Raw genomic sequence first — 26,825 nt, forward strand, 5'->3', positions numbered from 1 at the left:
GATAGGATTATTCACTCTTTTATCGCACATAAAAAGCCGTACAGAGAATATTCTCTGTACGGCTTTCTTTACTATTCATTATGCTGTTTTATGATACTCTTTCTTTCCCGCTACTTTAGAAAACCTCGGGAAACCAATTAATATAGAAATGATTCCACATACTCCAACTAAGATTGGATAAAACGCATATGGCAACAATTCAACCGGAGATAACGCCGCAAATCCTGCTGCCGTTAACATTTGCGCACCATACGGAATTAACCCTTGCACACAACATGAGAAAAGATCTAATACACTCGCTGATTTACGAGGATCAATTTCATATTGATCTGCGATGTTTTTCGCAAGTGGGCCTGTAAAGATAATAGAAATTGTATTATTCGCTGTACACATATTCGTCATACCTACTAAACCAGCGATACCGAACTCTGCTCCTTTTTTTGAACGAATGTTACGCGTTAAAATATTCATTAAATATTGAATGCCACCATTATATTGAATCAGTTCGACCATACCGCCAATTAAAATAGCAAGTAATACTAACTCCATCATACCGCCCATTCCAGTCGTTACACTTTTAAAGAAACTCTCTAACGTGTAACTTCCATCTAAAAGACCGATAACGCCAGATAGTACAGTTCCACCAGTTAACACGATAAGTACATTCCAGCCAAGTAGCGCTGTAATAAGTACTCCTGCATACGGTAAAATCTTTATCCAGTCAAAGCTATGCGCTTTAATCTGCGTGTCACTTCCTAAAGTAACGATTACTAATAGTACAATTGTAATAATAGCTGCTGGTAATACAATTAAAAAATTCGTTTTAAACTTATCTTTCATTTCTGTTCCTTGTGAGCGTACAGCTGCAATTGTTGTGTCTGAAATAAATGATAAATTATCACCAAACATCGCTCCGCCAACAACGGTAGCCATCGTAAGTGCAATTGAGATATCAGTTTGCCCACTAATACCTACAGCTATTGGTGCTAATGCAGCAATCGTTCCCATTGAAGTTCCCATCGCTAATGAAATAAATGCCCCTATAACAAAAATGCCAGCTACGATAAACCCTTGCGGTAAAATGGATAACGCTAAGTTAACTGTAGAATCAACGCCGCCCATCCCTTTTGCTGTTTCAGAAAACGCTCCTGCCAGTACAAAAATCAGAACCATAATCATAATATCTGGGTTCCCTGCACCTTTAGCAAACCGTTCTACTTTTACATTAAAACTTTCTTTACGATTCATTGCTAAAGCGACTCCTACAGCAATTGAAATTGCTACAAGTATCGGCAATTTATAGAAATCACCTGTAATAATTCCAGAACCAATAAATAGCGCCAAAAATATCCCAAGTGGTAATAAAGCCAAACCATTTCCTCTCGTTTCTTTCAAAGTACCATCTCTCCCTAGTTTCAACCTTTTTCTAATGAATAACAAAAGACCTCTTCCAATGAGAAGAGGTCTTATACATCTATAAGAAACGCTCTTCTCATCTTTCAAGCACATGCTTGCTGGATTTGGCACAGCACTCTGAAATCGAGTCCGCTGCCGAGGCATCGTAGGGCCAGTCCCTCCGCCTCTCTTTATAAGAAGGTTTCATATTTATTTTTTAATAATAATTTCTTCCCTAACTTTACTCGCTTACAAAACAAAAGTCAATTATTTTTTGTGTAGTTTTTTTTGGTAATTATACAAAAATTTGAATACCACAATCATTTTAACTTTTTGATTTCTTCATCCAATATTGAAATCCAATAAAATTCATTATTTTTTATTGCATCTATTATCCATTTCGTAGTGTACCAAGCTAACTCATACTCTTCTTTTGTAACATCACCTCTTTTATAAGCATCCTCTAGCTCATCTTCATCCAATATATACATCTTATCGTTCGGTAATAATACTACATCTAAATATAAATCATCAAAATATGGTAAACCACGGTTGTCTATTTTATACTTTTTCGTCACATCGATGTAATATTGCACTAATTTTTTCTGATCATCTAACATAGCTGTAATCGCAAAGTTTTTCCCGTTTATGAAATATTGAATCCACGTATACTGATCCGCTGCAATACAAAGTTCTTTACCATCATATTCTTTACAACTAGGCTCTCTCACCTTTTTTATATCCAGTATTCCGAGCATTCCCTCTTCCACTTGCTTAACCGTATAACTCTTTTCTATTAGTCTCTTCCACGAAGAACCGTCACCATATTTACGTTTCATTATATCTACTCCTCTTCTATATACAGAAAAGCTCCCACATATTATGTGAGAGCTTGTTCATATTATAATTAAGCAGCTTGACCCTTTTCAGAAATCTCTTTTAAATAAGCTTGTCCTTTTTCAGCGTCATATTGACCTTCCCACTTAGACATAACTACAGCTGCTAAAGAGTTACCTACAACGTTAACTGCTGTACGAGCCATATCTAAAATACGGTCAATACCGGCGATGAAGGCTAAACCTTCAGCTGGAATACCTACTGTACCAAGTGTCGCTAATAATACAACGAATGATACGCCCGGTACACCTGCGATACCTTTTGATGTAACCATTAATACAAGTAATAATGTAATTTGTTGTGTAATAGATAAATCAATACCGTACATTTGTGCTAAGAAAAGAGCTGCAATTGCTTGATATAAAGTTGATCCGTCTAAGTTAAAGGAATAACCTGTCGGAATAACGAAAGATGTAATTGCTTTCGGACAACCGAATTTCTCCATTTTCTCCATGATTTTTGGTAAAACTGTTTCTGAACTTGCTGTAGAATACGCTAAGATCAGCTCGTCTTTTAAAATCTTAAAGAATTGGAAAATGTTAATTCCAAATATTTTCGCTGTAAGTCCTAAGACAACTACGACGAAGAAAATCATTGCTCCATATACGACAATTAGTAATTTCCCTAATGGAATTAATGAAGCAAGACCAAATGTAGAAACTGTAACACCAATTAGTGCAAACACACCAAATGGTGCAAATTTCATAACTTGGTTTGTTACATAAAACATTGCGTCAGCTACACCTTGGAAAAATTGAAGAACCGGTCTTCCTCTTTCACCAATTGCTGCTACACCTAAACCAAATAGTACAGAGAAGAAGATAATAGCAAGCATATCTCCGTCAGCTAATGACTTCATAATGTTCGTTGGAACAATATTTACAAATGTATCTGCAAATGAATGACTTTGTACTTGCTCTGTCGTATGAGTATATTTCGAAATATCTGTCTTCGTTAACTGCTCCATATTTACGCCTTTTCCTGGTTGGAAAATATTCGCAATTAATAGACCGACAATAATTGCAATTGTTGTAATAATTTCAAAGTAAATAATTGTTTTTCCGCCTAGTCGGCCCAGTTTTTTTACATCACCAACACCAGCAACCCCAACAACAATACTTGCTACAACAATCGGTACAACGATCATTTTAATTAATCGGATGAAAATATCACCAATTGGTTGTAAGTAACTCACCACTGCCGGATTGCCAAAGAAAATCGCCCCAACTGCAATACCAAGCGCAAGCCCTATTAAAATTTGCCATGCAAGTCCTATTCTTTTCATATTTGTTGTAACCCCCTCTTCGATGTGTCACTCTATCTCTCACTCTATCTCTATATAACATGAAATTAAGAGTATTACATATTATTCGACAATTCACTACATTTTGTCCCTGTTAAAAATCATAAATCAAAAAATTAAATCTGACAACAAAATAAGTTTGCCCGAACGCAAATAATTTTCTTGACAAAAACAAAACCCATGTCAGAAAACCTCACATGAGAACGATTCCTTATCAGTGTTTCATTGGATTCTCATCTAACATTTCACTATATAAAACAAATATATTTTCCCTTTATTTTACAACGGAAATCAAATAATACATCCTTTTTATACGATTTAAAAAAATACATCCACCAGGAGAATTATCGTTAAAAGATGATAAATTCCGACAAAACTTAGCAATTTCATAAAATTTTCTTTACATTATGGTTACAACGATAGACACTCTTCTTCTTATGATATATAACATTCATAGGGAAAGGAGCCAGACAACCATGAAAAAGAAATTTGCAGCGTTCAGTGTTTTAGCAGCAGGAACGATTTTTGTTTCTCCGTTACTTCCACCCGCATACGCTGAAACGAACCAAGATAAATTATCTAATATTCAATCTGAATTAGAAGGAAAACAAAATGACTTACAAAATAAATCAGCCGAGAAAGAACAAATAGAAAAGGAAATTCAAGAATTACAAAAGAAAATCGACGATTTAACTACTTCTATTAATAAAAACGAAGCTGAATTAAACGATACAAAAAAAGAAATTAGTAAAACACAACAAGCAATCACTGAAAAAAAGAAACATATAGAGCAATTACAAACAAACATAGATACACGCCAGGAAGTTATTAAGCAACGTTTGCAATCTATGCAAGAAAAACCTCGTACAAATATCATTACAGAGGTATTAACAACTTCTACAAACATTGCTGATCTTGTTGATAATATGTATTCTGTAAGTTTAATTTTAAACAACGATACCGATATTGTGAAAAAACAAACAACGGATCAAAATGCTGTGACAAAGGAAAAAGAGGCTGTCGAGAAAAAAGAGCAACAATTAAAAGAATCCGAACAGAAATTAGTTCAAAAACAACAAGAGTTGCAAACGAATCAGCAACAGCAGCAAACCTTTATTAGTGATCTACATACGAAAGTAACAAAAGTAGATTCAGAGATTGAAGGATTAGAAGAATCTAAAGGTATTTTAGAAAATCAGCGTCAAGCTGTTCAAAAGGCAATTGAAGAAGAAAAACGTGCCGAAGAGGCTCGTAAAGCTGAAGAAGCCCGCAAGGCAGAAGAAGCTCGTAAACAAGCTACTACATCTGCTCAAAAAGCGCAAGCAGCTCCAACACCGCATGATACAAATATTGGCGGCTTTATTAAGCCAGCTGCTGGATCAAAAACTTCTGGTTTTGGCGTGCGCTCTATAGATAACCATAAAGGGATCGATATCGCAGCTTCAGGAACCGTTCCGATTATCGCCGCTGCTGATGGCGTTGTTATTCGCTCAGAATTATCATCTAGTTACGGAAATGTTGTGTACTTATCTCACCGTATTAACGGGAAAACATACACAACAGTATATGCTCATATGAGCAGCCGTTCAGTATCAAATGGACAAACTGTAAAACAAGGAACTCAACTTGGATTTATGGGGAACACTGGTCAATCATACGGACAGCATTTACACTTCGAACTTCACCTTGGAGAATGGAATGTCGGCAAGACAAACGCAGTTGACCCATCTCCTTATATCGGATTATAAAAAACTCGGTGCATACCGAGTTTTTTTATTTACACTTCACACAATATAGGCTTTCTACATAGACTACAACTAAATGCCTATATTTTACGAGGTGAATCATATGAATACACAATTACAGCAAAAAATAGAAGAAGCTAGAGAAACTTACATTGGCCGACTATTTACCTTTGGTGGCTCAGCATTATTTTTAATCGGATCATTCATAGCAGTCGTAACAGCCTATAAAGCATATAATCGCTTATTAAATACACCTACAACATAATAAAAAGACGGAGATTTCTCCGTCTTTTTATTATGCAAACATTTTAAATACGCCTATCACATTTAAAAATACAATAATTACAGTTATCGGAATAACATAACGAAGTAAGAAGAACCAAATATTAAATAATGTTTTCCCTTTCGTTTCCGTAACTTCTAATTCTTTCATTAACATTTCCTTACTCATTTTATTTGGTACGAATAACGAAATGGCTAGTACCCCTAACGGCAGTAATACGTTACTTACTGAGAAGTCGACTAAGTCAAAAAATGTTTTCCCAAATATTTTCACATCACTCATAATTCCAAACGATAGAGCTGACGGAATTCCAACTGCAAAAATTAGAATACCAATTAATAATGATGCTGACGGACGCTTCTTCTCATTCCCCTTCGCAACAGATGCTACTACAATTTCAAGCATGGAAATCGCAGATGTTAACGTTGCAAAGAAGAATAGCACTAAAAACATAATGAAGAAAAATTGTCCAAATGGTATTTTCGCAAATACTGCTGGAAGGACGATAAATAGTAACCCTGGCCCTTCAGTCGGCTTAACACCTAACGCGAAAATCGCCGGGAAAATCGCTAATCCTGCAAGTACTGTAACAAAAACAGTTAAACTTACAATAGATGTTGCTGATTTCGCTAAATGTTCTTCTTTCTTTAAATATGAACTATACGTTACCATTACTGAGGCCCCTACTGTTAGCGAGAAGAACGATTGTCCCATCGCATATAAAATCGTATCTGCTGTCAGCTTTGAAAAATCTGGTTTCAAGAAGAACTCTACCCCAGCCATAGCACCATCAAGTGTTAACGCACGAACAATAATCGCAATAAATAAAATAAATAATAACGGCATCATATACTTACTTGCCTTTTCTATCCCTTTCTCTACACCTTTACTTACAACAAAAATCGTACAAAGCATAAAGATAAATTGCGCTCCAATCGCGCTTACTGGATTTGAAATCGTCTCACCGAATAATTGCCCATAATCAGTCACTCCATTCCAGAAACTTCCTGTCACACTATAGTATAAGTAAAGTAAAATCCATCCACCTACAACACTATAAAAAGATAGTACACTAAAACAAGTAACAACTCCCATACGACCAATCCAAGGATATAACTTGCTATTTGGCACTAATACTTTATACGCAGTAACTGCCTCTTTTTGTGTACTACGTCCAATAACAAATTCAGCTATAAGAAGCGGCATACCTATAAATAAAGTTAATAGTAAAAATACAAGGAAGAATGCGCCTCCCCCGCCATTACCTGCAACATATGGAAATTTCCATATCGCACCAAGACCTACTGCGGCTCCAGCTGCTGCGAGTACAAAGCCTATTTTCGACGTCCATTGCTGTGTTTCTTTCATCATAATTTCTCCTTTTCTGAATATTTAAACTTTTATTAATTATACACTTTCATTTCATACCCGCACACCTCCTTTAGAAAATAAAAAAGTCCCCTACACGCAAATATGCATGTAGAGGACGATATATGTAATGTTAATACCGTGGTACCACCTCAATTGGATTGATAAATCCCACTTGTTCAAGTACAGGAAAAATTCCGATACTCTATCCTTTTAACGGCGGAACCCGGGTTGCCTACTACAATGTTCAACATACCTCTCGCAAGCCCATTCTGTATATTTTATCGTACCGGGCTCACACCTTACCCCAGCTCTCTGAACGTATCAAATATACATACTCTTCTTGCTCATCGATTTCATCTATTGAAGTTACTTGTGATTATAAATTATATTTTTATAGTTGTAAAGTACAATTTATTCATTATCCTATATGTACTCTTCTCTCTAATTCTTGTAAAAACAATTCTCTTTTTTGCTCATTTTGAACATATATCGACTTTAATACCTCTTGCAACAATATATTTCTCTGCCTTTTCTCTATTTGTAATGCTTTCACTTTTACTCTAACTTCGTATAAAAAATCAAGATATGCTTCATACGTCTCATCATATTTATTTGCGATATCATCACGAATTTTTTTTGCAAGTTTCGGACTTGCCCCTCCGGTAGAAACAGCCACATTCAGTAATCCACGATGCATCGCTGCCGGAAAATGAACATTACCACTTTCCGGGTTCGTAATAACATTTACTAATTGATTCTCTGCGCTATCTTCAGCAATTTGTTCATTTAATACAGCATCACTACTCGCTGCAACAACTAAAAAAGCGTCTTTAATATCACTTTTTTCATACTCCCTTTGATACCAACGAATTTTCTTTTCTTCTACAAGTTTCACTAAATTCGCATCCAATTCAGGACTTATCACAACTATATCTGCACCTTGTTTTAGTAAAGGAATAATTTTAAATCCCGCGACTTTCCCTCCACCAATGACAACAACACGTTTCTTCTCAACTCGCACTGTAAGTGGATACATATTGATCTCCCTTCAATAATTTCTTCGTTTTCTGAATTAACATATACCGAAACGCTTCATTCTTTCCTAAATACGGACTTATTTTTATCTCATCCAACTCATATTGGCGCACTTCTTTTTCAATATGTTTCATAAGTAAACCTGTAAATAATAAGTAGGGCAGCACAACGATGTTCTTTTCTTTTCGTTCTACAACTTCCTTTAACTTCTCCTCAAATTTTGGCTCTGCAGCCGCTAAATAACAAACTTCTACTTTTTTAATCTTCTCTTCTGTTTGAAATAAAGAAGCGATCCAGTTTATATCTCTTAATACTTCAGGATCACTACTCCCTCTTGCAACGAGAAGTAACGTCACTTCATTCTTATCTTCCTGTTCAATGCCACTTCCGCTATACACCGATTTAACAAGTGTTTCTGATACACCAAACGGGTTACCATAGGTCACTTTAACATTCGAAAATTGATTAGTTAACTTCTCCAATTCAAACGGGATATCTGTTTTCACATGACCTGCCGCTAATAAAAAAACTGGAATAACAATAACCTCTGTAGCACCACGCTTCACACATGTACGGAATCCTTCATCAATATTTGGACTCGCTAACTCTAAAAAACAAACTTCTTGAATACTTGCCTCTACACGGTTCATGCATGACTTAATAAATGCAACCGCTTCTTCTTTAGCTGCTTTCAAGCGACTTCCATGACATATATATAAGACGGCTTTCATTTTATAACACTCCACTTACTTGATACGTACTTTCTGTCTGTTTCTCAAACCAATGGATTTTTTCTCTAAAACGGACGACTTCACCAATTACAATCATGCTCGGATTTTGAATTTGTTCTTTTTTCGCAACATCTACAATTGTTCCTAGCGTCCCTACAACTGTGCGCTGCATAGATGTCGTTCCACGCTCAATAATAGCAGCAGGCGTCCTTTTATCTTTTCCATGCTTCATCAGTTGTTCACATATGTAGGGTAAATTGCTAACCCCCATATATACAGCTAAAGTCTCTACACCTTTCGCTAAATTTTCCCACTTCACTTCCTCTTCAGCACCTTCTTTCCTATGCCCTGTCACAATAGCAAAACTCGCACTTGCATCACGATGTGTCACCGGAATACCAGCATATGCAGGTGCAGCTATTCCAGCTGAAATACCTGGGACAACTTCAAATGGTACACCTTGCTTTGCTAACGCTTCAGCCTCTTCTCCTCCTCTACCAAATATAAATGGATCACCACCCTTAAGCCTCGTTACAACTTTTCCTTTTTTCGCATATTTAATCAGAAATGTGTTAATTGTCTCTTGCTTCATCGTGTGATAATTCGGGAGTTTCCCGCAATAAATCAAATCCGCTTCAGGCCTCGCGTATGATAGCAACTCTTTATTCACGAGACGGTCGTATAAAATGACATCTGCCTTCTCAATACACTTCAATCCTTTTACAGTAATTAAATCTGGATCACCAGGGCCCGCTCCAACGATATATACTTTTCCCATCATCTCTCCTCATTTCTACTAGTAAAGTGAAACTTCCATCCTTATATATGAATGGAAGTTTACATTTCTTCATATTTCAATGTTCCTTACTCGTGAATAACAAAGGCTGCGCTTTTTCGAATTTTCTTTTTTTCAAATAAAGCAATCTCCTTTACCTCTGGTAACGGTAAAAAATGTTTTTCAAGTTCAATCTCCGCCATCTTAAATGCCTGTTCTTCACTTTCAGCAACAACAACAATTGGCACAATACTATTTACTAATACAGCTTCAAATCGATATAAATCCATATTGCCCCTCCTAAGACGCTATTACTTCTTCTAACACGTTATTTAACGCTATTTGTAATGTCTCTACACCCACACGGCCCACAAAATCATAAAATGTTTCAGCCGGTAATTTATTTTCTTTGAAATAACTTATAAATGATACAAGTACATCAGGTAGATCCTCGCCATCTATTTTTCCTTTTAACTTTTGATTATAAGCACCGCCATCCAACAACGTTCCACCTACATATATTTCAAATGCTTCAACGATTCCTTTTTCCTTCGTTTTCATTTTCACACCTTGCAATCCTATGTCAGCGATTTGACGTTGACCACACGAATTCGGGCATCCTACCATATGAATACGAACCGGAACATCGAGTGCAATTTGTGTATCTAAGTATTCGGCAATTTTTCGCAATCTTTCTTTCGTTTCTACTAAAGCAAGATTACAATATTCAATACCAGTACAAGAAACCGCGTGACCAATAAACGATTTTGGACTTGCTGATATCGCTTCAAACAACGGTTCATTTAGTAAACCAGTTACATTCTCTGGCGGAACATTCGGAATAATGAAGTTTTGCGAATTACATGTACGAATTTGTCCATTCCCATACTGCTTAGCAATTCTTGCAATTTCAAACATTTCTTCTGCATGTAGGCGTCCTACCGGCACATTAAAACCTACATATTTTAATCCATCTTGTTTTTGATTTTGAACACCATAAAAGTATCCTGCATTCCAGCCTTTAACTGCACTTTCTCCCTTACTTTGCAATGGTCCTGTATACTCTATTAGTTTCTCTTTAAATTTCTCTGCTCCCCAGTCTGCAACAAGAAATTTCAAACGAGCTAAATGACGTTTTTCACGGTATCCAAAATCACGGAATATCGTAGCAATCCCAATCGCTACTGCCTTCACTTCTTCTGGTAAAACGAATACATCTAATTCATCAGCTAAATACGGACGAGCTGATAACCCACCGCCTACTTTTATATGAAAACCAACTTTTTTCACACCATCTATTTCTTTCGTAGCAGGTGTAAATGCAACACAGTTAATCTCTGCGTTAGCTGAGTTATAAATGTTAGAGCTAATAGACATTTTAAATTTACGTGGTAAGTTAGAAAACTCTTCATTATGTTGGAAATAGTCATATACCTCTTTCACAATACCAGTTGTATCAAACAGTTCATTTGCATCAATGCCAGCAAGTGGATTCCCTGTAATATTACGCGTTATATCACCACACGCCCCAGCTGAAGATAACCCAACTCTTGCTAATCTTTTAAAAATATCTGGAATTTGCCCAATTTCCAACCAATGAAACTGAATCGCTTGTCTTGTCGTAATATCTATTACGTCGCGCCCATAATCCTCAGCGATAGAAGCAAGCACTTCTGCCTGTGCATTCGTAATCACCCCCGAAGGAATATTTACACGCATCATAAAATAACCAGCTTCTTTCGGTCTTTGTAAATACAACCCTGCCCATTTGAATGCGTCCCACTCTTCTTTCGGAATAGATTCGAAGCCATTCTCTGCATAGTAAGGAATATCATTAAAGATTTCCAATCCATCTTTTTTTAATTTATTTTTCTCAGTTTGATTTAATTTTTCATTGTTAGCCCATACTTTTTCATAACTCATTTTTTATCCCCCTATATAAAGTGAAACTTTAATCAGTGGGGAGTGTTTATCCCCCACTGATTATTAGTTGAACCAATCGGGCATTTACGGGCAGTTCATCTCCCACCTAACTTCTTTGCCCTAGCTAAATTTTGAGATGGGAGTTTTACTGCCCGCCAAATAGCGGGGTAAAACTACGCTCTTGTAAGTACTGCACGATTTGTTCTGCACATTCTTCAATAGAATACTTATGCGTTTCTACAATTAATTCCGCTTTCTCTGGTTCCTCATACGGTGAATCGATACCTGTAAACTCTTTAATATCACCTTTTCTTGCTTTTTTATAAAGCCCTTTCGGATCACGTTTCTCACACTCTTCAATTGGACATTTTACAAACACTTCTATAAACTCATCGGCAGCTAATAGATCTCTTACTTGTTTTCGGTCTACTCGAAACGGTGAAATAAACGCCGTAAGAACAACAGTACCTTGATCTACAAATAACTTTGCTACTTCGCCAATCCGTCTTATATTTTCCATACGATCACTTTCAGAAAAACCTAAGTCTTTATTTAAACCGTGGCGTATATTATCTCCATCAAGTACATAGTTTCCAATATTCTTTTCAAATAGTTTACGAGCAACCGCGTTCGCTACTGTAGATTTACCCGAAGCTGATAAACCAGTAAACCAAATTACAAAACTATGATGCCCATTCTTCACTCTTCTCTCATCTTTTGAAACAGAAGCTGCATGCCAAGTAATATTCGTATCCATGTCATTCTCTCCCTATTCTGTTACTACTTCTTTTTTCAAACCTTTAATTAGCACTTCCACTACTTCTTTACGACTAAATGTACTCGGTGGAACCTCACCGTTTCTTAATAGTTCTCTTACTTTCGTACCTGATAAAATGACATGATCCTCTTTTCCGTGTGGGCATGTTTTCGTCGAAGCCATCGCTTCACATTTCGTGCAGTAAAAACTATGTTCAAAAAATAACGGTGTAATCCCTAACTCTTCCACTGTAAAGTTTGTAAAAATTTCTTGTGCTTCATAAGTACCGTAATAATCTCCTACCCCTGCATGATCACGCCCTACAATAAAGTGGGTGCATCCAAAATTCTTTCTGACTAATGCATGAAATATCGCTTCCCTCGGTCCTGCGTAACGCATTGCTGCAGGAAATACACTTAAAAAGACACGATCTTTCGGATAATAGTTTTGAAGTAATACTTCGTAGCTTTCCATTCTTACATCAGCAGGAATATCGTCTGACTTCGTTTCCCCAACGAGCGGATTTAAAAAGAGGCCATCTACAATTTCAAGAGCAGATTTTTGAATATATTCATGGGCACGATGTACCGGATTTCTCGTTTGGAATCCGACTACCGTTTTCCAACCACGTTTTTTAAATTCTTCCCTCGTTTCAATTGGATCTAAATGATAAGAAGGAAACGGATTATTTTCAAAACGTTTTGTAAGAATAATAGCTCCTCCAACGTATACGTTCGATCTTTCGTATAATTTTTCCACTCCAGGATGAGCCTCATCCGTCGTTTTATACACTAGTAACGCTTCTTTTTCCTTATCAGGCACAAAAATATCTTCTATTTGAATAACACCATATACTTTTCCACCGTTAACAAGTTTTACTTCCTCTCCAGCTTTTAGAGTCTCTGCAACTTCTTCTGTGACTGGTAATGTAATTGGTATACTCCAAACGCTCCCATTTGCTAAACGAAGCGTTTCTACAACCGAATCATAATCTTTCTTTCCTAAAAAACCAGTAAGCGGGCTATATCCCCCTGTCGCTAATAGCTCTAAATCACTTAACGCAATGTTATCTAGTTGAATTTCTTTTTCAATTTGTGATACGTCGTATGTCTCGTCTATTCGATTTATTAATTCGTTTCTTGTACTCATTTTCTATACCCTCTCTTAGCTTTATTTTCAAATTCATCTTATTGGTAATGAAGGCCACATTCAGTTTTCACTTTCCCAGCCCATCTACCATCTCTCGAATCGCCACCCTCTCCTACAGGCAGCGTACACTTCTCACACCCAATACTTGGATATCCAATATCATGCAATGGGTTATACGGTAAACTATGTTTGTATACATATCGCCATACCTCTTTCCACGTCCAATGAATAAGCGGACAAACTTTAATAGATTGAAAACGATAATCTTGATTTATAAACTCTGTATGCTTACGGGTTTCTGATTGTTCCCTTCTCAATCCTGATATCCACGCTTTTTCATTCGCTAATGATTCTTCTAAAGGTAAAATTTTTCTAATCTTACAACAAAGATTCGGGTTTCTTTCCCACAACCTATCACCATGCAATTTTGCTTGTTCATCAAGTGTAAATTTTGGCTGTTTTTCTATAATATTCAATGAAGGAAATCGTTCCCGCACTTTTTGAATTAATTCATACGTTTCTTGAAAATGTACGTTTGTATCCAAAAATACAACTTTAGCAGATGGATTTACTTGGTTTATAAGATGCAGTAATACCATCCCTTCCACTCCAAAGCTACATGCGTATACAATTTCATCTTTATACTCTTTATAAGCCCAACTTAATACTGATAGCGCACCTTTCGTCTCATCTTCTTCTGAAAATGAAACAGCATTTTCTTCCCACGTCTCATACGTCAACATGTTTTTTCCCCCTGTAAAAGCAAAAAGACGGTTTTAACCTAATAAATTAGGTTAAAACCGCCTCTAGTTTTTCTAGTCAGCGCTTTTTACTTTAAACGTACCTTTTCACTTTTCTCTAATTGAATAACTTTCCCATCTTGCACAACAATTGTAATTGAACCATATTTCATATCAGCAAGCATCGCTTGAATTTTCTCAGACACTTCCTCAAAATGTTCCCGTACGCTCACGCGAACAGCCCCCCTTTTTATTCATAAAAAAAATCTTTCCCATTTCGAAAAGACTGTTCGGTAATATATTTTACCTTATCTTTCAAAATGGATTCCATTTTGCTGGATTTAGCACCTTGCTTTCTATAAGCAGGTTGCCGAGCTTCGTCGGGCCAGTTCCCTCCGCTTCTCTTGATAAGCTTTGTATTTGTATTTTATCATAATTCTGATTTTTTTCAATCCTAGTTTTCCGATATATTTTAATTATTTTATTTTATAAAAAAGGAATTGCCCATCCGAACAACTCCTTTTCCCCATTTAAACAAGTTCTTTAATACGTATGCGATCGTTCCCAATAATATTTTCATATGTTTCGCGCTCTACAACAATTTGGGATGTACCGCCTTTCGCGAAGACGACAGCTGGTCTACGAATCCGATTATAATTATTCGCCATCGAGTACCCATATGCCCCTGTACAAGAAATTGCTAATAAATCGGCAGAAGCAACTTTCGGTAGAGTAATATCCCAAATTAACATATCTCCACTCTCACAGCACTTCCCAGCAATCGAAACGATTTCCTCATTCTCATCATTCCCTCGATTCGCTAACATCGCTTCATAACGAGCGTTATATAAAGCTGGTCTTAAATTATCAGTCATCCCACCATCCACTGATACATATTTCCGAATACCAGGAATGTCTTTCACAGATCCGACTGTATAAATTGTCGTTCCAGCATCGCCTACAATACTACGGCCTGGCTCAACCCATATTTCTGGCAATGGATAATTATATACTGTAAATTGTTCTCTCACTGCACTTGTTACAGCACGCACATATGTCTCAAGAGTTAATGGTGTATCTGACTCTGTGTAGCGTATTCCGAATCCTCCGCCCACATTTAGCACTTTTACTACATAGTTCGTTCGCTCTCTCACTTCTTCTAAAAATTGATGAAGAACTTCAATCGCTCGAACAAATCCAGCCGTTTCAAATATTTGCGATCCGATATGTGAATGAATTCCTAACACATTATAATTTGATTTTTGTAAAGCAAGCTCAATTGCCTGCATCGCTTGACCATTTGATACGCCAAATCCAAATTTCGAATCATCTTGACCTGTTGTAATATATTCATGTGTGTGCGCCTCTACTCCAGGCGTTACACGGATTAATATGTTCACAAATTTCCCGTGTTGCACTGCTAAATCATGCAAAATTTCTAATTCCAAGAAATTATCTACGACAAAACAACCAATATTCGCCTGAAGAGCCATCACGATCTCTTCTTCTGTTTTATTATTGCCGTGAAAATGAATACGCGATGCTGGAAATCCCGCTTGAAGCGCAGTATATAATTCTCCTCCAGAAACAACATCTAATGACATATTCTCTTCACGAGCTACTCGGCACATCTCCATGCACAAGAACGCCTTGCTTGCATATGCTACTTGATAAGAGAAACCACTTTCTTTAAAAGCACGATGAAACGCGCGGCACTTTCCTCGAATTGACTCTTCATCGTATACATAAAGTGGTGTTCCGTATTGTTTTGCTAGCTGCGTCGTATCGCACCCTCCAATTTCTAAGTGTCCTTGCCCATTGATTCGGCTTGTGCCGTGTAAATACATTTGAATTCCTCCCTTATTTCCTCTAAAACTCATAACCCCAATCTTCTATTCATTGCAGCACGCTTTTAGATAGACAAAAAACGCGCGGAACAATGTTCACACGCGTTTCTTATTAGGAAAAATATATATTGAAAAAATAAACGAGTTGTTATCTCCTCAAAATAAGAAACCGCATCAACATCTCCAAATAGCTCTCCATAAAATAAATCTTATGACAGTACTACATTTATTCAATGCAGTCCCAATATATGAATAAGATGGTTATTCTTATATTTCGGCAATAGTCCCTTTCAACCTATGATCACAGATTCCATTAAATCTCCCATAGCTTACTCTTTCCTATCGCGGCCTCTACCTTTGAGAGTAGATGAGGTAAGTCTATTTAATTTTCAAACATCTAATTGTTGCTATTAACAATACCAAAGGATCATTTTATTTGTCAAACAATTTTTTATATTGTTTTTTTACAGTTTAGTTTCGTATCGTTTGGTAAGCGCTTTACTAAAATCTTTGTCACTTCCCATTCGCCTTCTTCGTTATTAAATGTAATCGTTACCTTCTCAAATGGTGGAGCAATTTTCCCAGCAACACGTTCATACTTTATCACTTCAATACTCGCTTGAAATAAATATGTACCGCTATACATTTTTTTTAAACTAATAATTTTAGGACATTGATAAGGCTTCAAGCTCCCATATTGTTTTTCAATTGCTTTATTTATTTTCGGGAATAACACAGAATAAAGGGCATCTTCCATAAGAGGTGCATCATATTGAGCTACCGACACACTCGGTGAAGCAAAAAGTATAACACTACTGCATACTATAAAATATAATAATTTTCGCATTATAACCTCCGTATTGTTACACGATTCTTTCTGCGCACGATAATCATACATAGAAACTCCGTTTTATTGTCTCCTACTGCCCTTTTTCTACTCAATTATTATAAAAAAGTCCACAACTCTCTTTTATTTTCGTATAATGATACTCATAGTATAATAAACATAATAACAAAGGACTGTTCGTATATATAAAATGAGGCGCTAATCAAATCGACTCATAAGAACCGTCATGCTTTTTAGGAGAGGAGTATATTATGCTACAACGTCTGTTTCCAAAACTGCGATTCGCACTCGTTGCAGTCGTTTTATTATGGATAAAAACATATATTGTGTACAAGCTAGCATTTGATATTAAAATTGATAATTTCTTTGAAGAATTTATGCTTTTTATTAATCCACTGGCTGCGTTACTTTTATTTTTCGGTTTTGCTTTATTTGCATCTAAACACCGGAACCGCATTATAGTTGGAATTAGTTTTATACTTTCATTCATTTTATTTGGAAATGCAATGTTTTATGGGTTTTATAACGATTTCGTTACATTCCCAGTGTTATTCCAAACAAATAATATGGCTGATTTAGGGACAAGTATAAAAGAACTCTTTACGTATAAAACATTACTTTTATTTGCAGATGCGATTATTTTAATGTTTCTTTCGCGTAAATTCCCGGCATTTTGTGACAAGACGCCGCTTTCTCGCTCTGAGAAGCGAACTTTCTTTAGCGGTGTAACAGCTCTATTAGCACTACAGATTGTTGTTTCCGTTATTTATAAACCACAAATGTTCTCACGCTCATTTGACCGTCAAACTGTCGTGAAAAATTTAGGTTTATACACATATCATCTATTCGATATTACACTTCAATCAAAATCTTCAGCTGAACGTGTATTTGCAAGTGGGGACGGGTTCTCTGAAATTAAAAACTATACAGACTCAAAAGATAAGCAAGTTGATAAGAACTTATTTGGAGCTGCAAAAGGTAAAAATGTAATTTTGATTTCAATGGAATCTACACAAAGTTTTGTTATTAATAAAAAAATAAATGGAAAAGAAATTACTCCATTTTTAAACGAATTTATTAAAGATAGTTTTTATTTCGATAACTTCTATCATCAAACAGGACAAGGTAAAACTTCTGATGCTGAATTTATCGTTGAAAATTCACTTTATCCGTTAGACCGCGGTTCTGTATTCTTTACTCACGCAACAAATGAATATACAGCTACACCAGAACAATTAAAGAAATACGGATATTCTTCTGCTGTCTTCCATTCAAATGATAAAGCGTTTTGGAATCGTGATGTAATGTATCCTGCACTTGGATATGATCGTTACTTTAATTTAAATGATTACGTAGGCACAGAACAAATGTCTGTCGGTTGGGGGTTAAAAGATAAAGAGTTCTTTGAACAATCTATTCCAAAGCTAAAATCTTTAACACAACCGTTCTATACAAAATTCATTACTTTAACAAATCATTTTCCATTTCTTCTAAATCCAGAAGATCAATATGTTGATGAGTTTAATTCAGAAAGTGGTGTTGTAAACCGTTACTTCCCAACTGTTCGCTACACGGATGAAGCTCTTAAACTATTTATTAAACAATTAAAAGATGAAGGACTGTATGATAATTCAGTTATCGTCATTTATGGAGATCATTACGGTATTTCTGAAAACCATAACGCAGCTATGGCTCAGTTCCTTGGGAAAGACGCTATTACACCGTTTGATTCTATGCAATTACAACGCGTCCCTCTCATTATTCATGTACCTGGTCAAGAAGGAAAAGTCATTTCTAAAGTATCTGGTCAAATTGATATTAAACCAACACTACTTCATTTACTTGGTATTAAAACAAATCAATCAGTTGAATTTGGAACTGACTTATTTATTAAAGAAGAAGACCCACTTATGGTAATGCGGGATGGCAGCTTCGTTTCAAAAGATTATGTTTATACAAAAAACATGTGCTATAAACGAAATACAGGTGAAGAGGCGGACATTTCATTATGTCAACCAAATATTGAAAAAGCAAAAACTGAATTGAAACTCTCGGACAAACTCATTTATGGAGATTTATTACGTTTCGATCCTAACAATCGGTATAAAACCGGAACTATGAAAACGAGATTTGAATAAAAAAGAAGCAAAATTATAAAAGTTGCTTCTTTTTTATTCAAATTATTCTTCTATGAAATTATTCTTCAATGAAATCTTTCACAAATTGGGAATTTCTTTCGTATGAGGAAGAAATTTATGGTATGATAAAATAAGTAAACTTTCATACACTAATTAAGAATTTATTACAGAAAGCAAGGGATCAGATTTTGTATAGAGCAGCTATTCCAAACTTATTTACGCTCGGAAATTTATATAGTGGATTCTTGTCAATCGGCTATGCATCTTTAGGATATTATAAATCAGCTGCTATTTTAGTACTTATCGGGATGATGTTAGATAGTCTTGATGGGCGTGTTGCTCGTTTATTACGTGTTGATTCACAAATGGGAAAAGAGCTCGACTCACTTGCAGATGTCGTAACATTTGGTGCAGCACCTGCTGTTTTAATGTATTACACATCTTTCTCCAACTACGGAATCATCGGTCTATACATAGCGGGATTATTCCCTCTTTTCGGGGCATATCGTTTAGCACGATTTAATGTAACACCATCTTCTACTTCAATGAAATATTTCACTGGGGTACCGATTACAGCAGCCGGTGGGCTTGTTGCTTTCTTAACATTATTTTCACATACCATTCCAAAAATCGTTCTTATTACAGTATTTGTAACGTTCGCATTTTTAATGGTAAGCCGCATTCGTATCCCAAGTTTAAAAGATGTACCAATTCCACGATATAGCATCATTATTACACTATTTTTAGTTGGAATCATTATTACAATGTACCAAACAGGGTTCGGTAATTTTTCTGTTTTCTTATTCATTGCTATTCCACTATATATTTTGTATATGCTATCTCAATTTCTTAGACAAAGACCATCTAAAAGAGCAAATAAAGAAAAATAAAAAACCTTCCGATTCCGGAAGGTTTCTTTTTATTTTGTAACCAATACTTTTTGATTTACAGGTGTTACAGGCTCTTCACCGTTTAATACGGCTAAAATATTTCTTACTGCCATTTCAGCCATCGCATCACGCGTTTCAAAGGTTGCATTTCCTACGTGAGGAGCAAGTACTACATTCTTTAATTCTTTTAGCTCTTCGGTAATTTTCGGTTCAAATTCAAACACGTCAAGAGCTGCCCCTTCAATTTCATTCGTTTTTAATGCTTGAGCAAGTGCCGCTTCATTCATAATTGGTCCACGTGAGGCATTTACAATGTACGCTGTTTTCTTCATCATTTTAAACTGCTCTTCATCAATCATATGATGCAATTTCGGATTATACGCACAGTTAATTGTAATAAAGTCTGCCGTTTGTAACAATTCTTCCAATGTTACATATGTTGCTTCCAATTCACTTTCAGCTGTAGGTTTTCGATTTGGTCCTGTATATAAAACGTTCATTCCGAATGCTTTCGCACGCTTTGCAACTGCCTTTCCGATTTCTCCAAGGCCAATAATTCCAATTGTTTTACCATGTACTTCGCGGCCTAAGAAAAATAATGGAGCCCATCCGTTAAATCCAGTTGTACGACATAGCGTATCACCTTCAGGAATTCTACGTGCAGCTGCTAAAAGAAGTGCAAATGTTAATTCTGCTGTCGCTTCCGTTGATACTTTCGGTGTATTCGTTACCGCAATCCCTTTTCCTCCGGCATACGAGTAATCAATATTATCGTAACCAGCACCGTAGTTTGCAACAATCTTCAAATTAGGTGCCGCATCAATCACTTCTTTTGTCACCTTTGTAGAAAGTAGGCTTAACAATGCATCTTTATCTTTTACACGCTCTGTTAATTCATCTAAAGAAATTAGCGCCTCTTTATCATACATTTCTACATCATAATCTTTTAATAATTCTAATCCGATTGTTGGAATTTTCCCTGCTACTAATATTTTTGCCACTACTAACACCTCTTCTATAGAAAATAAGATATCTCTTATATTTCATTGTAAGAAATCCACATATAAAAACCAAGGAATTTGATTATAGTTTTGAAAATCGACACTTTTCCATGAAAAAAGAGGAGATGTAACTCTCCCCTCTTCTTACGCTTTTTCCTGCGATGCTTTTCCGAGCTTCACATCAATCGTTCCTTCTGCAACTGTATCACTAATTTGCTCCTCAATAACTGACTGAGCAGTATTCGTTGTTTCAGAAGTATACGATTGTTGCTGTGCACCTTGTACATTTGGTTTATTTTGTTGTTTCGCCATTTCTTTCCCTCCTTTTTATTCTTTCTTATTTTGAACAAAAAGGAGGGTTTTCATCAAAAAATCGTAGTTCATTTTGAAATTGTTACTACTTCTTCCAGTAATCTCATCGTTCTTACTCTTTTCGTAAATGTAGCTAAGTGAGAAATATCATGATTACGTAATGTCTTTATATTCTCTTCCACATATTTTCCTAAATCATTCGGATAATGAGCATCCGAGGAGAGAGTAATCGGTACACCATGCTTAGCTAATACTTGTAAATAGAGCGGACTCGGGCACATTTCTCGCACAGGATAGCGATAGTACAGTCCCGCATTTATTTCTGTTGCCGTATTTGTTTCTACTAATGCACGCGCAATTTCCTTATAATAAGAAAGTTGTTCATTCTCATCTAATCGATAATTAAATACTTTTATGTTATCAAGATGCGCTATAATATCAAATAACTCAGAGCGAACCGCACTCTCTACAGTTTTGAAAAACGTATCATATAAAGCACATAAGTCATGTTGCTCAAAATATTCTTTCGTGTCTGGATTATCAAATCCCCATCCATTTAAAAAATGAACAGAACCAATTACATAATCAAAGTCTCCTAATGCCAGTAAAGATTGTAATTCTTGTTCACCACCAATAAAATAGTCCGCTTCAATTCCAAGTTTAAGCGTAACGCCTCTTTTACTCCATCGTTCTTTCGCCTCTTCAATTGCCTTAGTAAAATCATGTAGTGAAGCTACCCTTACTTGGTCTAACCATTCCTTTTGTAAACGTCCAAGCCCCGAATTACTAATATCAACATATTTTTCATAGTATTCTTTCGCTTCATAAAAACGGTATAAATGATCGACAATACCAACTTCTTTTATCCCTTTTCGCAAAGCTTCTTCTAAATATAAATCAATCCAGTTCGTTGTAAATGGCCCTTCATTCACACGTCTTTGCAGGCGTTCTTGTGTTTTCACAAGCCATTCCATAGAATGTTTTTCTTCTTTAAGCGGTTCATAGTGTTGTAATGCTTCATTTATTTTAGCTAGCCATCCTATTGAATATGGCCCTTCTTCTAAATGAATGTGATAATCCACTTTCATACACATTCCCCCTATAATGTATCTATTTCTCTTCTGTCCCCTACTCTCGAAAGCTTCCCATTTCTTTCTGTCACTTCCTCCATAATATCTTCTAATGATATATTTTTTTCAGCTAATAAAACGAAGCAGTGATACAATACATCAACCATTTCTTTCACTAACTCTTCTTTGTCATTATTTTTAGATGCGATGATTACTTCAGAACATTCCTCACCAATTTTCTTTAAAATTTTATCTTCTCCTTTTGAAAACAAGTAATTTGTATATGATTCAGGAAGTGGATTTTCCTTTCGTTCTTCAATTGTTTCAAATAGTAATTTAAAGGCATTTCCCATATGTATCCCCCTATATAATTTTGTAGTGAAAACATGTTTTTTCTCCCGTATGGCAAGCAGGTCCTACTTGCTTTACGACAACAACGATTGAATCTTGATCACAATCTAAATAAAGAGATTGCACATATTGGACATTTCCTGATGTTTTTCCTTTATTCCACAAAGATTGTCTCGAACGGGAATAAAACCATGTTCTTTTCGTTTCTAGCGTCTTTTCATACGCTTCTTCATTCATATAAGCTAGCATTAAAACTTCTCTCGTATCCTCTTCGATGACAACTGCCGGTATTAATCCTTTTGAAAAGCTAGGCTTCATAACCGCACCTCAACATTTGCATTTTTTAATTTTCTCTTTACGTCCTGCACTGTCGCCTCACCATAATGAAAGATTGATGCCGCTAGTGCTGCATCAACTGTTGTCTTTTGAAAGACTTCTATAATGTGATCAACATGACCACATCCACCTGACGCGATGACTGGTACGGAAACGCTTTTTGAAATTTCTTCAGTTAAACGAAGGTCATATCCATTTTTCGTTCCATCTGCATCCATACTCGTTAATAGAATTTCACCTGCCCCGAGCATAACAACGCGCTTCGCCCATTCGATGGCATCCATTCCCGTATCAACTCTTCCGCCGTTCACATATACATTCCACTTATCTTCTGCTACTTTTCTAGCATCAATTGCTACGACAATACATTGTGAACCAAAATGCTGTGCCCCTTCTTCGATTAATTTTGGATTTCGCACTGCCGCTGAGTTAATTGAAACTTTATCTGCTCCAGCTCTTAGTAAATTGTACATATCTTTCACACTTGAAATTCCTCCGCCAACTGTAAGAGGAATGAATACTTTTGAAGCCGTTTTTTCTACAACATCTATAATCGTTTTTCGTCCTTCATGCGTTGCCGTAATATCTAAAAATACTATTTCATCTGCTCCCGCATCATTATATACAGCTGCTATTTCAACAGGGTCACCGACGTCTTGTAATCCTATAAAATTTATCCCCTTTACGACTCGCCCTTCTTTCACATCTAGACATGGAATAATGCGTTTTGCTAACATAACTTTGTTACCTCTAGCACTTCTTCTAAATCAATCGTTTTCTCGTAAAGAGCCTTACCAATTATGACACCGTATATATTCATATCATTTAATTTCTTCACATCTTGAATAGATGCAACTCCTCCAGAAGCAATGAGACGAAGACCCACGCTTTTTTGTAGTAACTCTAATTGCTCTAAATTCGGCCCTGCAAGTGTTCCGTCTTTCGAAATGTCTGTAAACACAATTGTTTGAACACCTACATTCTCCATTTGTTTTGCTAAATCAATGTAAGAAATTTCAGACACATCAAGCCAGCCTCTCGTTGCGACGAAACCATTTTTCGCATCAATTCCAACGATGATTTTTTCTTTATATAGAAGAACTGCTGCTTCTAAAAATGCCTTATCATAAAGAGCAGCCGTTCCTAAAATCACTTTATCTACACCTACTGAAAATAATTTCTCTACCGCTACAAGTGAGCGAATTCCTCCTCCAACTTGCACAGGAATACGTACCGCCTTACAAATTTTTTCAATGATTGGCAAGTTTAATGATTCCCCAGCAATTGCACCATCTAAATCAACAATGTGTAATGTTTTCGCTCCAAATTTTTCGAATATAATCGCTTGTGCAACTGGGTCTTCATTCATTACTGTTTCTTTACTAAACTCTCCTTGATAAAGTCTAACGCATCGCCCTTCTTTTAAATCGATAGCTGGGAAGATTTCCATGTTTCTACCACTCCTTTGAAATTTTTCAACATTTGCATGCCAATGTCACCGCTTTTTTCAGGATGAAACTGTGCGCCGTATATATTACCTTTTGCTACAAAACCAGGTACTTTCACTCCATATTCACTTATCCCATACACAATTTCATTCGAACAATCTGCATAATAAGAGTGAACATAATATACGAAAGAACCGTCCTCTACTCCATTCCAAAGCTCTATTTCTCCCTCTTTCTTTAACTCATTCCATCCCATATGTGGAATTTTATAAGGAACTTTTAATTTCCGAATGATACCTGGTAATAAATTCAATCCGTTACAGCCTTGTAATTCCTCACTTTTTTCAAATAAAAGCTGCATTCCTAAGCAAATACCTAGCAGCGGTTTTCCTGAACTTCCAACTTCTTTTAACACACGCACTAAATCTTTTTCTTCCAATATATCCATCGCTTTTGGAAATGCACCTACTCCTGGTAAAATCACTCCATCACTTCTAAAAATCTCTTCTTTATCACTCGTTACGATGTACGCTGCTCCAATATATTTTAATGCTTGTTCTACACTACGAATATTTCCCATTCCATAATCTATAATGGCAATCAATTACAACATCCCTTTCGTTGAATTTACACCAGTAATGTTGGCATTCCTTTCGACCGCTTCTCTAAGCGCTCTACCAAATGCTTTAAATAACGCTTCAATTTTGTGATGTGTATTGCTTCCATATAAAATGCGAGCATGTAATGTAATATTGGCAGCATGAGCAACTGCTCTAAAAAATTCTTCTGTTAGTTCTGTATCAAAATCCCCTAGCTTCGGATTCGTTAATTCTCCTTGAAATACAATATATGAGCGCCCGCTAATATCAATTGCGACAAAACCTAAAGATTCATCCATCGGCACATATGCTGCGCCGTACCTGTTAATCCCCTCTTTATTTTGCAATGCTTCTTTCAAACAATTTCCAAGTACAATCCCAACATCTTCAACTGTATGATGCGCATCAACGAATACATCGCCTTCCGCCTCCACTTGCAAACCAAACCTTCCATGCCTTGCAAATAAAGTTAGCATATGATCAAAAAATCCAACTCCGGTTTGTATAGAAACGTTCTTTCCTTCATCAAGCTGCAAACTTAATTTTATTCTTGTCTCTGTCGTCTCACGTATTTGACTGGACTCACGCATTATTCTTCCTCCTCAAATCTTATTTGAATTGCTCTCGCATGCGCATGTAGCCCTTCTTTATTGGCAAGTTCTACAATATGATGTTGTACATCTCTTAACGCTTCCTCCGTGTAAGACAAAAAGCTTGATTTTTTCACGAAATCATCGACTGATAATGGTGAGAAAAACCTTGCCGTTCCACTTGTCGGTAATACGTGATTCGGCCCCGCTAAATAATCACCGAGCGGTTCCGGTGAATATGATCCAAGAAAGATAGATCCTGCATGTTTCACATAAGCTAGAGCATTCATCGGTTCTTTTATATGTAACTCTAAATGTTCCGGGGCAATTTCATTCGATAATTGAAGTGCTTCATCTAAAGAAGGAACGATAAAAATGGCTCCATTTCTATTTATCGATTCACGGGCGATTTCGCTTCTTGGCAATGTTTCTAACTGTCTTTCTATCTCTTTTTCTACTTCTTTTGCTAACTTTATATTCGTTGTAATACAAATTGCCGTTGCTCTTACGTCATGTTCTGCTTGTGATAATAAATCAGCAGCAATATATTTTGCATTGCCGGTTTCATCAGCGATAACTACAATTTCTGAGGGTCCAGCAATCATATCAATATTTACTATTCCGTATACTTCTCGTTTCGCCAGAGCGACGTACAAATTTCCCGGTCCAACTATTTTATCCACTTTCGGAATCGATTCCGTCCCGTATGCTAAAGCAGCAATTGCTTGCGCACCACCTATCGTATAAATTTCATCTACTCCTGCCAGGCTTGCAGCAACTAAAACATGTGGATCAATTCCTCCATCTCTCGGCGGTGTTACCATTACAATCTTTTTCACACCAGCTAGTTTTGCTGGCAATACATTCATTAATACTGACGAAGGATACGAAGCAGTTCCGCCCGGCACATATACCCCTACATTTTCTAACGGCCGAATGATTTGTCCTCTAATGATGCCTTTACTCGCGCAATCGAATATGGATTGCCTTTTTTGCTTTTCATGATATGAAATAATGTTTTTCTTCGCCTCTTGCAACGCTTCTAAAAATGAATTCTCTACAAACATACTCGCTTGTTTTATTTCTTCTTCACTTACACGAAACTCTTCCACCTTTACACCATCAAACTTGTTTGTATAAAAAGATAGGGCTCCATCCCTACTCTCCCTTACATTTCGAACAATTTCGCTTACATTTCTTTGAACAGTTTCTTCTATTATATTAGCGTTTTCTCGTAGCAATTTTATTTTCGATAACGCCTTTTGAAAATCTTCACAAACGATCTCCATAAC

At 36.3% G+C, this 26,825-nt stretch carries 29 protein-coding genes, 3 riboswitches and 1 other annotated feature; of the genes, 4 read left to right on the forward strand and 25 right to left on the reverse strand.

From position 1 onward, the window contains the following. Window positions 1-78 precede the first annotated feature (78 nt). The 3 genes from DN390_RS25780 to gltP form a co-directional block, all read right to left on the reverse strand. A complete protein-coding gene (locus tag DN390_RS25780) occupies window positions 79-1,395 on the reverse strand; it encodes a Na+/H+ antiporter NhaC family protein (protein ID WP_147808824.1) in 1,317 nt (438 codons plus the stop codon). A gap of 94 nt (window positions 1,396-1,489) precedes the next feature. Beyond that, window positions 1,490-1,595: riboswitch (SAM riboswitch) on the reverse strand. 120 nt (window positions 1,596-1,715) lie between these two features. Continuing rightward, on the reverse strand, window positions 1,716-2,234 hold the full coding sequence (locus tag DN390_RS25785) for a ribonuclease FAU-1 family protein (RefSeq protein ID WP_147808825.1): 519 nt from the start codon (window positions 2,232-2,234) through the stop codon (window positions 1,716-1,718). A gap of 68 nt (window positions 2,235-2,302) precedes the next feature. After that, on the reverse strand, window positions 2,303-3,577 hold the full coding sequence (gltP, locus tag DN390_RS25790) for a glutamate/aspartate:proton symporter GltP (protein ID WP_147808826.1): 1,275 nt from the start codon (window positions 3,575-3,577) through the stop codon (window positions 2,303-2,305). A gap of 494 nt (window positions 3,578-4,071) precedes the next feature. Here gltP and DN390_RS25795 point away from each other — a divergent pair, with 494 nt between their 5' ends. Both DN390_RS25795 and DN390_RS30840 read left to right on the forward strand, forming a co-directional pair. Next, on the forward strand, window positions 4,072-5,343 hold the full coding sequence (locus DN390_RS25795; protein ID WP_147808827.1) for a murein hydrolase activator EnvC family protein: 1,272 nt from the start codon (window positions 4,072-4,074) through the stop codon (window positions 5,341-5,343). A 100-nt stretch (window positions 5,344-5,443) separates the two neighbouring features. Then, window positions 5,444-5,605 (forward strand): hypothetical protein, encoded by a 162-nt coding sequence (locus tag DN390_RS30840; RefSeq protein ID WP_001096003.1) that lies wholly within the window; start codon window positions 5,444-5,446, stop codon window positions 5,603-5,605. Window positions 5,606-5,635: 30 nt separating this feature from the next. On the opposite strand, the gene DN390_RS25800 is transcribed toward DN390_RS30840, so the two are convergent. From DN390_RS25800 to DN390_RS25855, 12 genes are all read right to left on the reverse strand, one after another. Next, on the reverse strand, window positions 5,636-6,991 hold the full coding sequence (locus tag DN390_RS25800; protein WP_147808828.1) for a sodium-dependent transporter: 1,356 nt from the start codon (window positions 6,989-6,991) through the stop codon (window positions 5,636-5,638). Window positions 6,992-7,102: 111 nt separating this feature from the next. Further along, window positions 7,103-7,351 (reverse strand) — a binding site (T-box leader). Between the two features lie 61 nt (window positions 7,352-7,412). After that, entirely contained in the window at window positions 7,413-8,030 is a 618-nt protein-coding gene (locus tag DN390_RS25805) for an NAD(P)-binding protein (RefSeq protein ID WP_147808829.1), read from the reverse strand. Further along, window positions 8,005-8,760 (reverse strand): sirohydrochlorin chelatase, encoded by a 756-nt coding sequence (locus DN390_RS25810; RefSeq protein ID WP_147808830.1) that lies wholly within the window; start codon window positions 8,758-8,760, stop codon window positions 8,005-8,007. Before DN390_RS25810 ends, DN390_RS25805 begins: the two co-directional genes overlap by 26 nt. 1 nt (window position 8,761) lies before the next feature. Continuing rightward, complete coding sequence (cobA, locus tag DN390_RS25815; protein ID WP_147808831.1) at window positions 8,762-9,538, reverse strand: uroporphyrinogen-III C-methyltransferase; 777 nt, start codon at window positions 9,536-9,538, stop codon at window positions 8,762-8,764. Between the two features lie 86 nt (window positions 9,539-9,624). Then, a complete protein-coding gene (locus DN390_RS25820) occupies window positions 9,625-9,825 on the reverse strand; it encodes a DUF3906 family protein (RefSeq protein WP_000366912.1) in 201 nt (66 codons plus the stop codon). A gap of 10 nt (window positions 9,826-9,835) precedes the next feature. Then, window positions 9,836-11,458: a nitrite/sulfite reductase gene (locus DN390_RS25825; RefSeq protein WP_098199007.1), complete on the reverse strand. Its 1,623-nt coding sequence runs from the start codon at window positions 11,456-11,458 to the stop codon at window positions 9,836-9,838. A gap of 145 nt (window positions 11,459-11,603) precedes the next feature. Further along, the gene (gene cysC, locus DN390_RS25830; RefSeq protein ID WP_147808832.1) at window positions 11,604-12,215 is read right to left on the reverse strand and encodes an adenylyl-sulfate kinase; all 612 of its coding nucleotides are present in this window, start codon (window positions 12,213-12,215) and stop codon (window positions 11,604-11,606) included. Between the two features lie 12 nt (window positions 12,216-12,227). Continuing rightward, on the reverse strand, window positions 12,228-13,364 hold the full coding sequence (sat, locus tag DN390_RS25835) for a sulfate adenylyltransferase (RefSeq protein WP_147808833.1): 1,137 nt from the start codon (window positions 13,362-13,364) through the stop codon (window positions 12,228-12,230). A gap of 38 nt (window positions 13,365-13,402) precedes the next feature. Continuing rightward, window positions 13,403-14,107 carry a phosphoadenylyl-sulfate reductase gene (locus DN390_RS25840; RefSeq protein ID WP_147808834.1) on the reverse strand — a complete coding sequence of 235 codons (705 nt, stop codon included), beginning with the start codon at window positions 14,105-14,107 and terminating at the stop codon, window positions 13,403-13,405. An 86-nt stretch (window positions 14,108-14,193) separates the two neighbouring features. Further along, window positions 14,194-14,337: a YezD family protein gene (locus DN390_RS25845; protein ID WP_000116163.1), complete on the reverse strand. Its 144-nt coding sequence runs from the start codon at window positions 14,335-14,337 to the stop codon at window positions 14,194-14,196. A gap of 72 nt (window positions 14,338-14,409) precedes the next feature. Next, window positions 14,410-14,518, reverse strand: a riboswitch (SAM riboswitch). 116 nt (window positions 14,519-14,634) lie between these two features. Then, window positions 14,635-15,951 (reverse strand): diaminopimelate decarboxylase, encoded by a 1,317-nt coding sequence (lysA, locus tag DN390_RS25850; protein WP_147808835.1) that lies wholly within the window; start codon window positions 15,949-15,951, stop codon window positions 14,635-14,637. Between the two features lie 180 nt (window positions 15,952-16,131). Then, window positions 16,132-16,313: riboswitch (Lysine riboswitch) on the reverse strand. 89 nt (window positions 16,314-16,402) lie between these two features. Further along, window positions 16,403-16,798 (reverse strand): DUF3888 domain-containing protein, encoded by a 396-nt coding sequence (locus tag DN390_RS25855; RefSeq protein WP_170955067.1) that lies wholly within the window; start codon window positions 16,796-16,798, stop codon window positions 16,403-16,405. 251 nt (window positions 16,799-17,049) lie between these two features. Between DN390_RS25855 and DN390_RS25860 the strand changes: the two genes are divergently transcribed. Further along, entirely contained in the window at window positions 17,050-18,936 is a 1,887-nt protein-coding gene (locus DN390_RS25860) for an LTA synthase family protein (RefSeq protein WP_147808837.1), read from the forward strand. Window positions 18,937-19,124: 188 nt separating this feature from the next. After that, entirely contained in the window at window positions 19,125-19,826 is a 702-nt protein-coding gene (gene pssA, locus DN390_RS25865; RefSeq protein ID WP_000285422.1) for a CDP-diacylglycerol--serine O-phosphatidyltransferase, read from the forward strand. 29 nt (window positions 19,827-19,855) lie between these two features. Here the strand turns inward: pssA and DN390_RS25870 are convergent, their stop codons facing one another. The 10 genes from DN390_RS25870 to hisD form a co-directional block, all read right to left on the reverse strand. Continuing rightward, window positions 19,856-20,827, reverse strand: coding sequence for an NAD(P)-dependent oxidoreductase (locus DN390_RS25870; protein WP_147808838.1), 972 nt, complete (start codon window positions 20,825-20,827; stop codon window positions 19,856-19,858). A gap of 144 nt (window positions 20,828-20,971) precedes the next feature. After that, the gene (locus DN390_RS25875; RefSeq protein ID WP_147808839.1) at window positions 20,972-21,139 is read right to left on the reverse strand and encodes a YozQ family protein; all 168 of its coding nucleotides are present in this window, start codon (window positions 21,137-21,139) and stop codon (window positions 20,972-20,974) included. 68 nt (window positions 21,140-21,207) lie between these two features. After that, window positions 21,208-22,227 carry a histidinol phosphate phosphatase domain-containing protein gene (locus DN390_RS25880; protein WP_147808840.1) on the reverse strand — a complete coding sequence of 340 codons (1,020 nt, stop codon included), beginning with the start codon at window positions 22,225-22,227 and terminating at the stop codon, window positions 21,208-21,210. An 11-nt stretch (window positions 22,228-22,238) separates the two neighbouring features. Beyond that, the gene (gene hisI / locus DN390_RS25885; protein WP_060630109.1) at window positions 22,239-22,562 is read right to left on the reverse strand and encodes a phosphoribosyl-ATP pyrophosphatase; all 324 of its coding nucleotides are present in this window, start codon (window positions 22,560-22,562) and stop codon (window positions 22,239-22,241) included. 10 nt (window positions 22,563-22,572) lie between these two features. After that, window positions 22,573-22,878, reverse strand: a complete 306-nt coding sequence (gene hisI / locus DN390_RS25890; protein ID WP_060630108.1) for a phosphoribosyl-AMP cyclohydrolase — start codon at window positions 22,876-22,878, stop codon at window positions 22,573-22,575. Then, window positions 22,875-23,633 carry an imidazoleglycerol phosphate synthase cyclase subunit gene (gene hisF / locus DN390_RS25895; RefSeq protein ID WP_060630107.1) on the reverse strand — a complete coding sequence of 253 codons (759 nt, stop codon included), beginning with the start codon at window positions 23,631-23,633 and terminating at the stop codon, window positions 22,875-22,877. Before hisF ends, hisI (DN390_RS25890) begins: the two co-directional genes overlap by 4 nt. Then, on the reverse strand, window positions 23,627-24,346 hold the full coding sequence (gene hisA, locus DN390_RS25900) for a 1-(5-phosphoribosyl)-5-[(5-phosphoribosylamino)methylideneamino]imidazole-4-carboxamide isomerase (RefSeq protein ID WP_060630106.1): 720 nt from the start codon (window positions 24,344-24,346) through the stop codon (window positions 23,627-23,629). The genes hisF and hisA overlap by 7 nt, the downstream gene beginning before the upstream one ends. Next, on the reverse strand, window positions 24,319-24,948 hold the full coding sequence (hisH, locus tag DN390_RS25905; protein ID WP_060630105.1) for an imidazole glycerol phosphate synthase subunit HisH: 630 nt from the start codon (window positions 24,946-24,948) through the stop codon (window positions 24,319-24,321). Before hisH ends, hisA begins: the two co-directional genes overlap by 28 nt. Continuing rightward, entirely contained in the window at window positions 24,949-25,533 is a 585-nt protein-coding gene (gene hisB / locus DN390_RS25910) for an imidazoleglycerol-phosphate dehydratase HisB (protein ID WP_060630104.1), read from the reverse strand. After that, complete coding sequence (gene hisD / locus DN390_RS25915) at window positions 25,533-26,822, reverse strand: histidinol dehydrogenase (RefSeq protein WP_060630103.1); 1,290 nt, start codon at window positions 26,820-26,822, stop codon at window positions 25,533-25,535. The genes hisB and hisD overlap by 1 nt, the downstream gene beginning before the upstream one ends. Between the last annotated feature and the right edge of the window lie 3 nt (window positions 26,823-26,825).

The organism is Bacillus sp. SH7-1 (assembly GCF_008042405.1).
Taxonomy (GTDB): Bacteria; Bacillota; Bacilli; order Bacillales; family Bacillaceae_G; genus Bacillus_A; species Bacillus_A thuringiensis_N.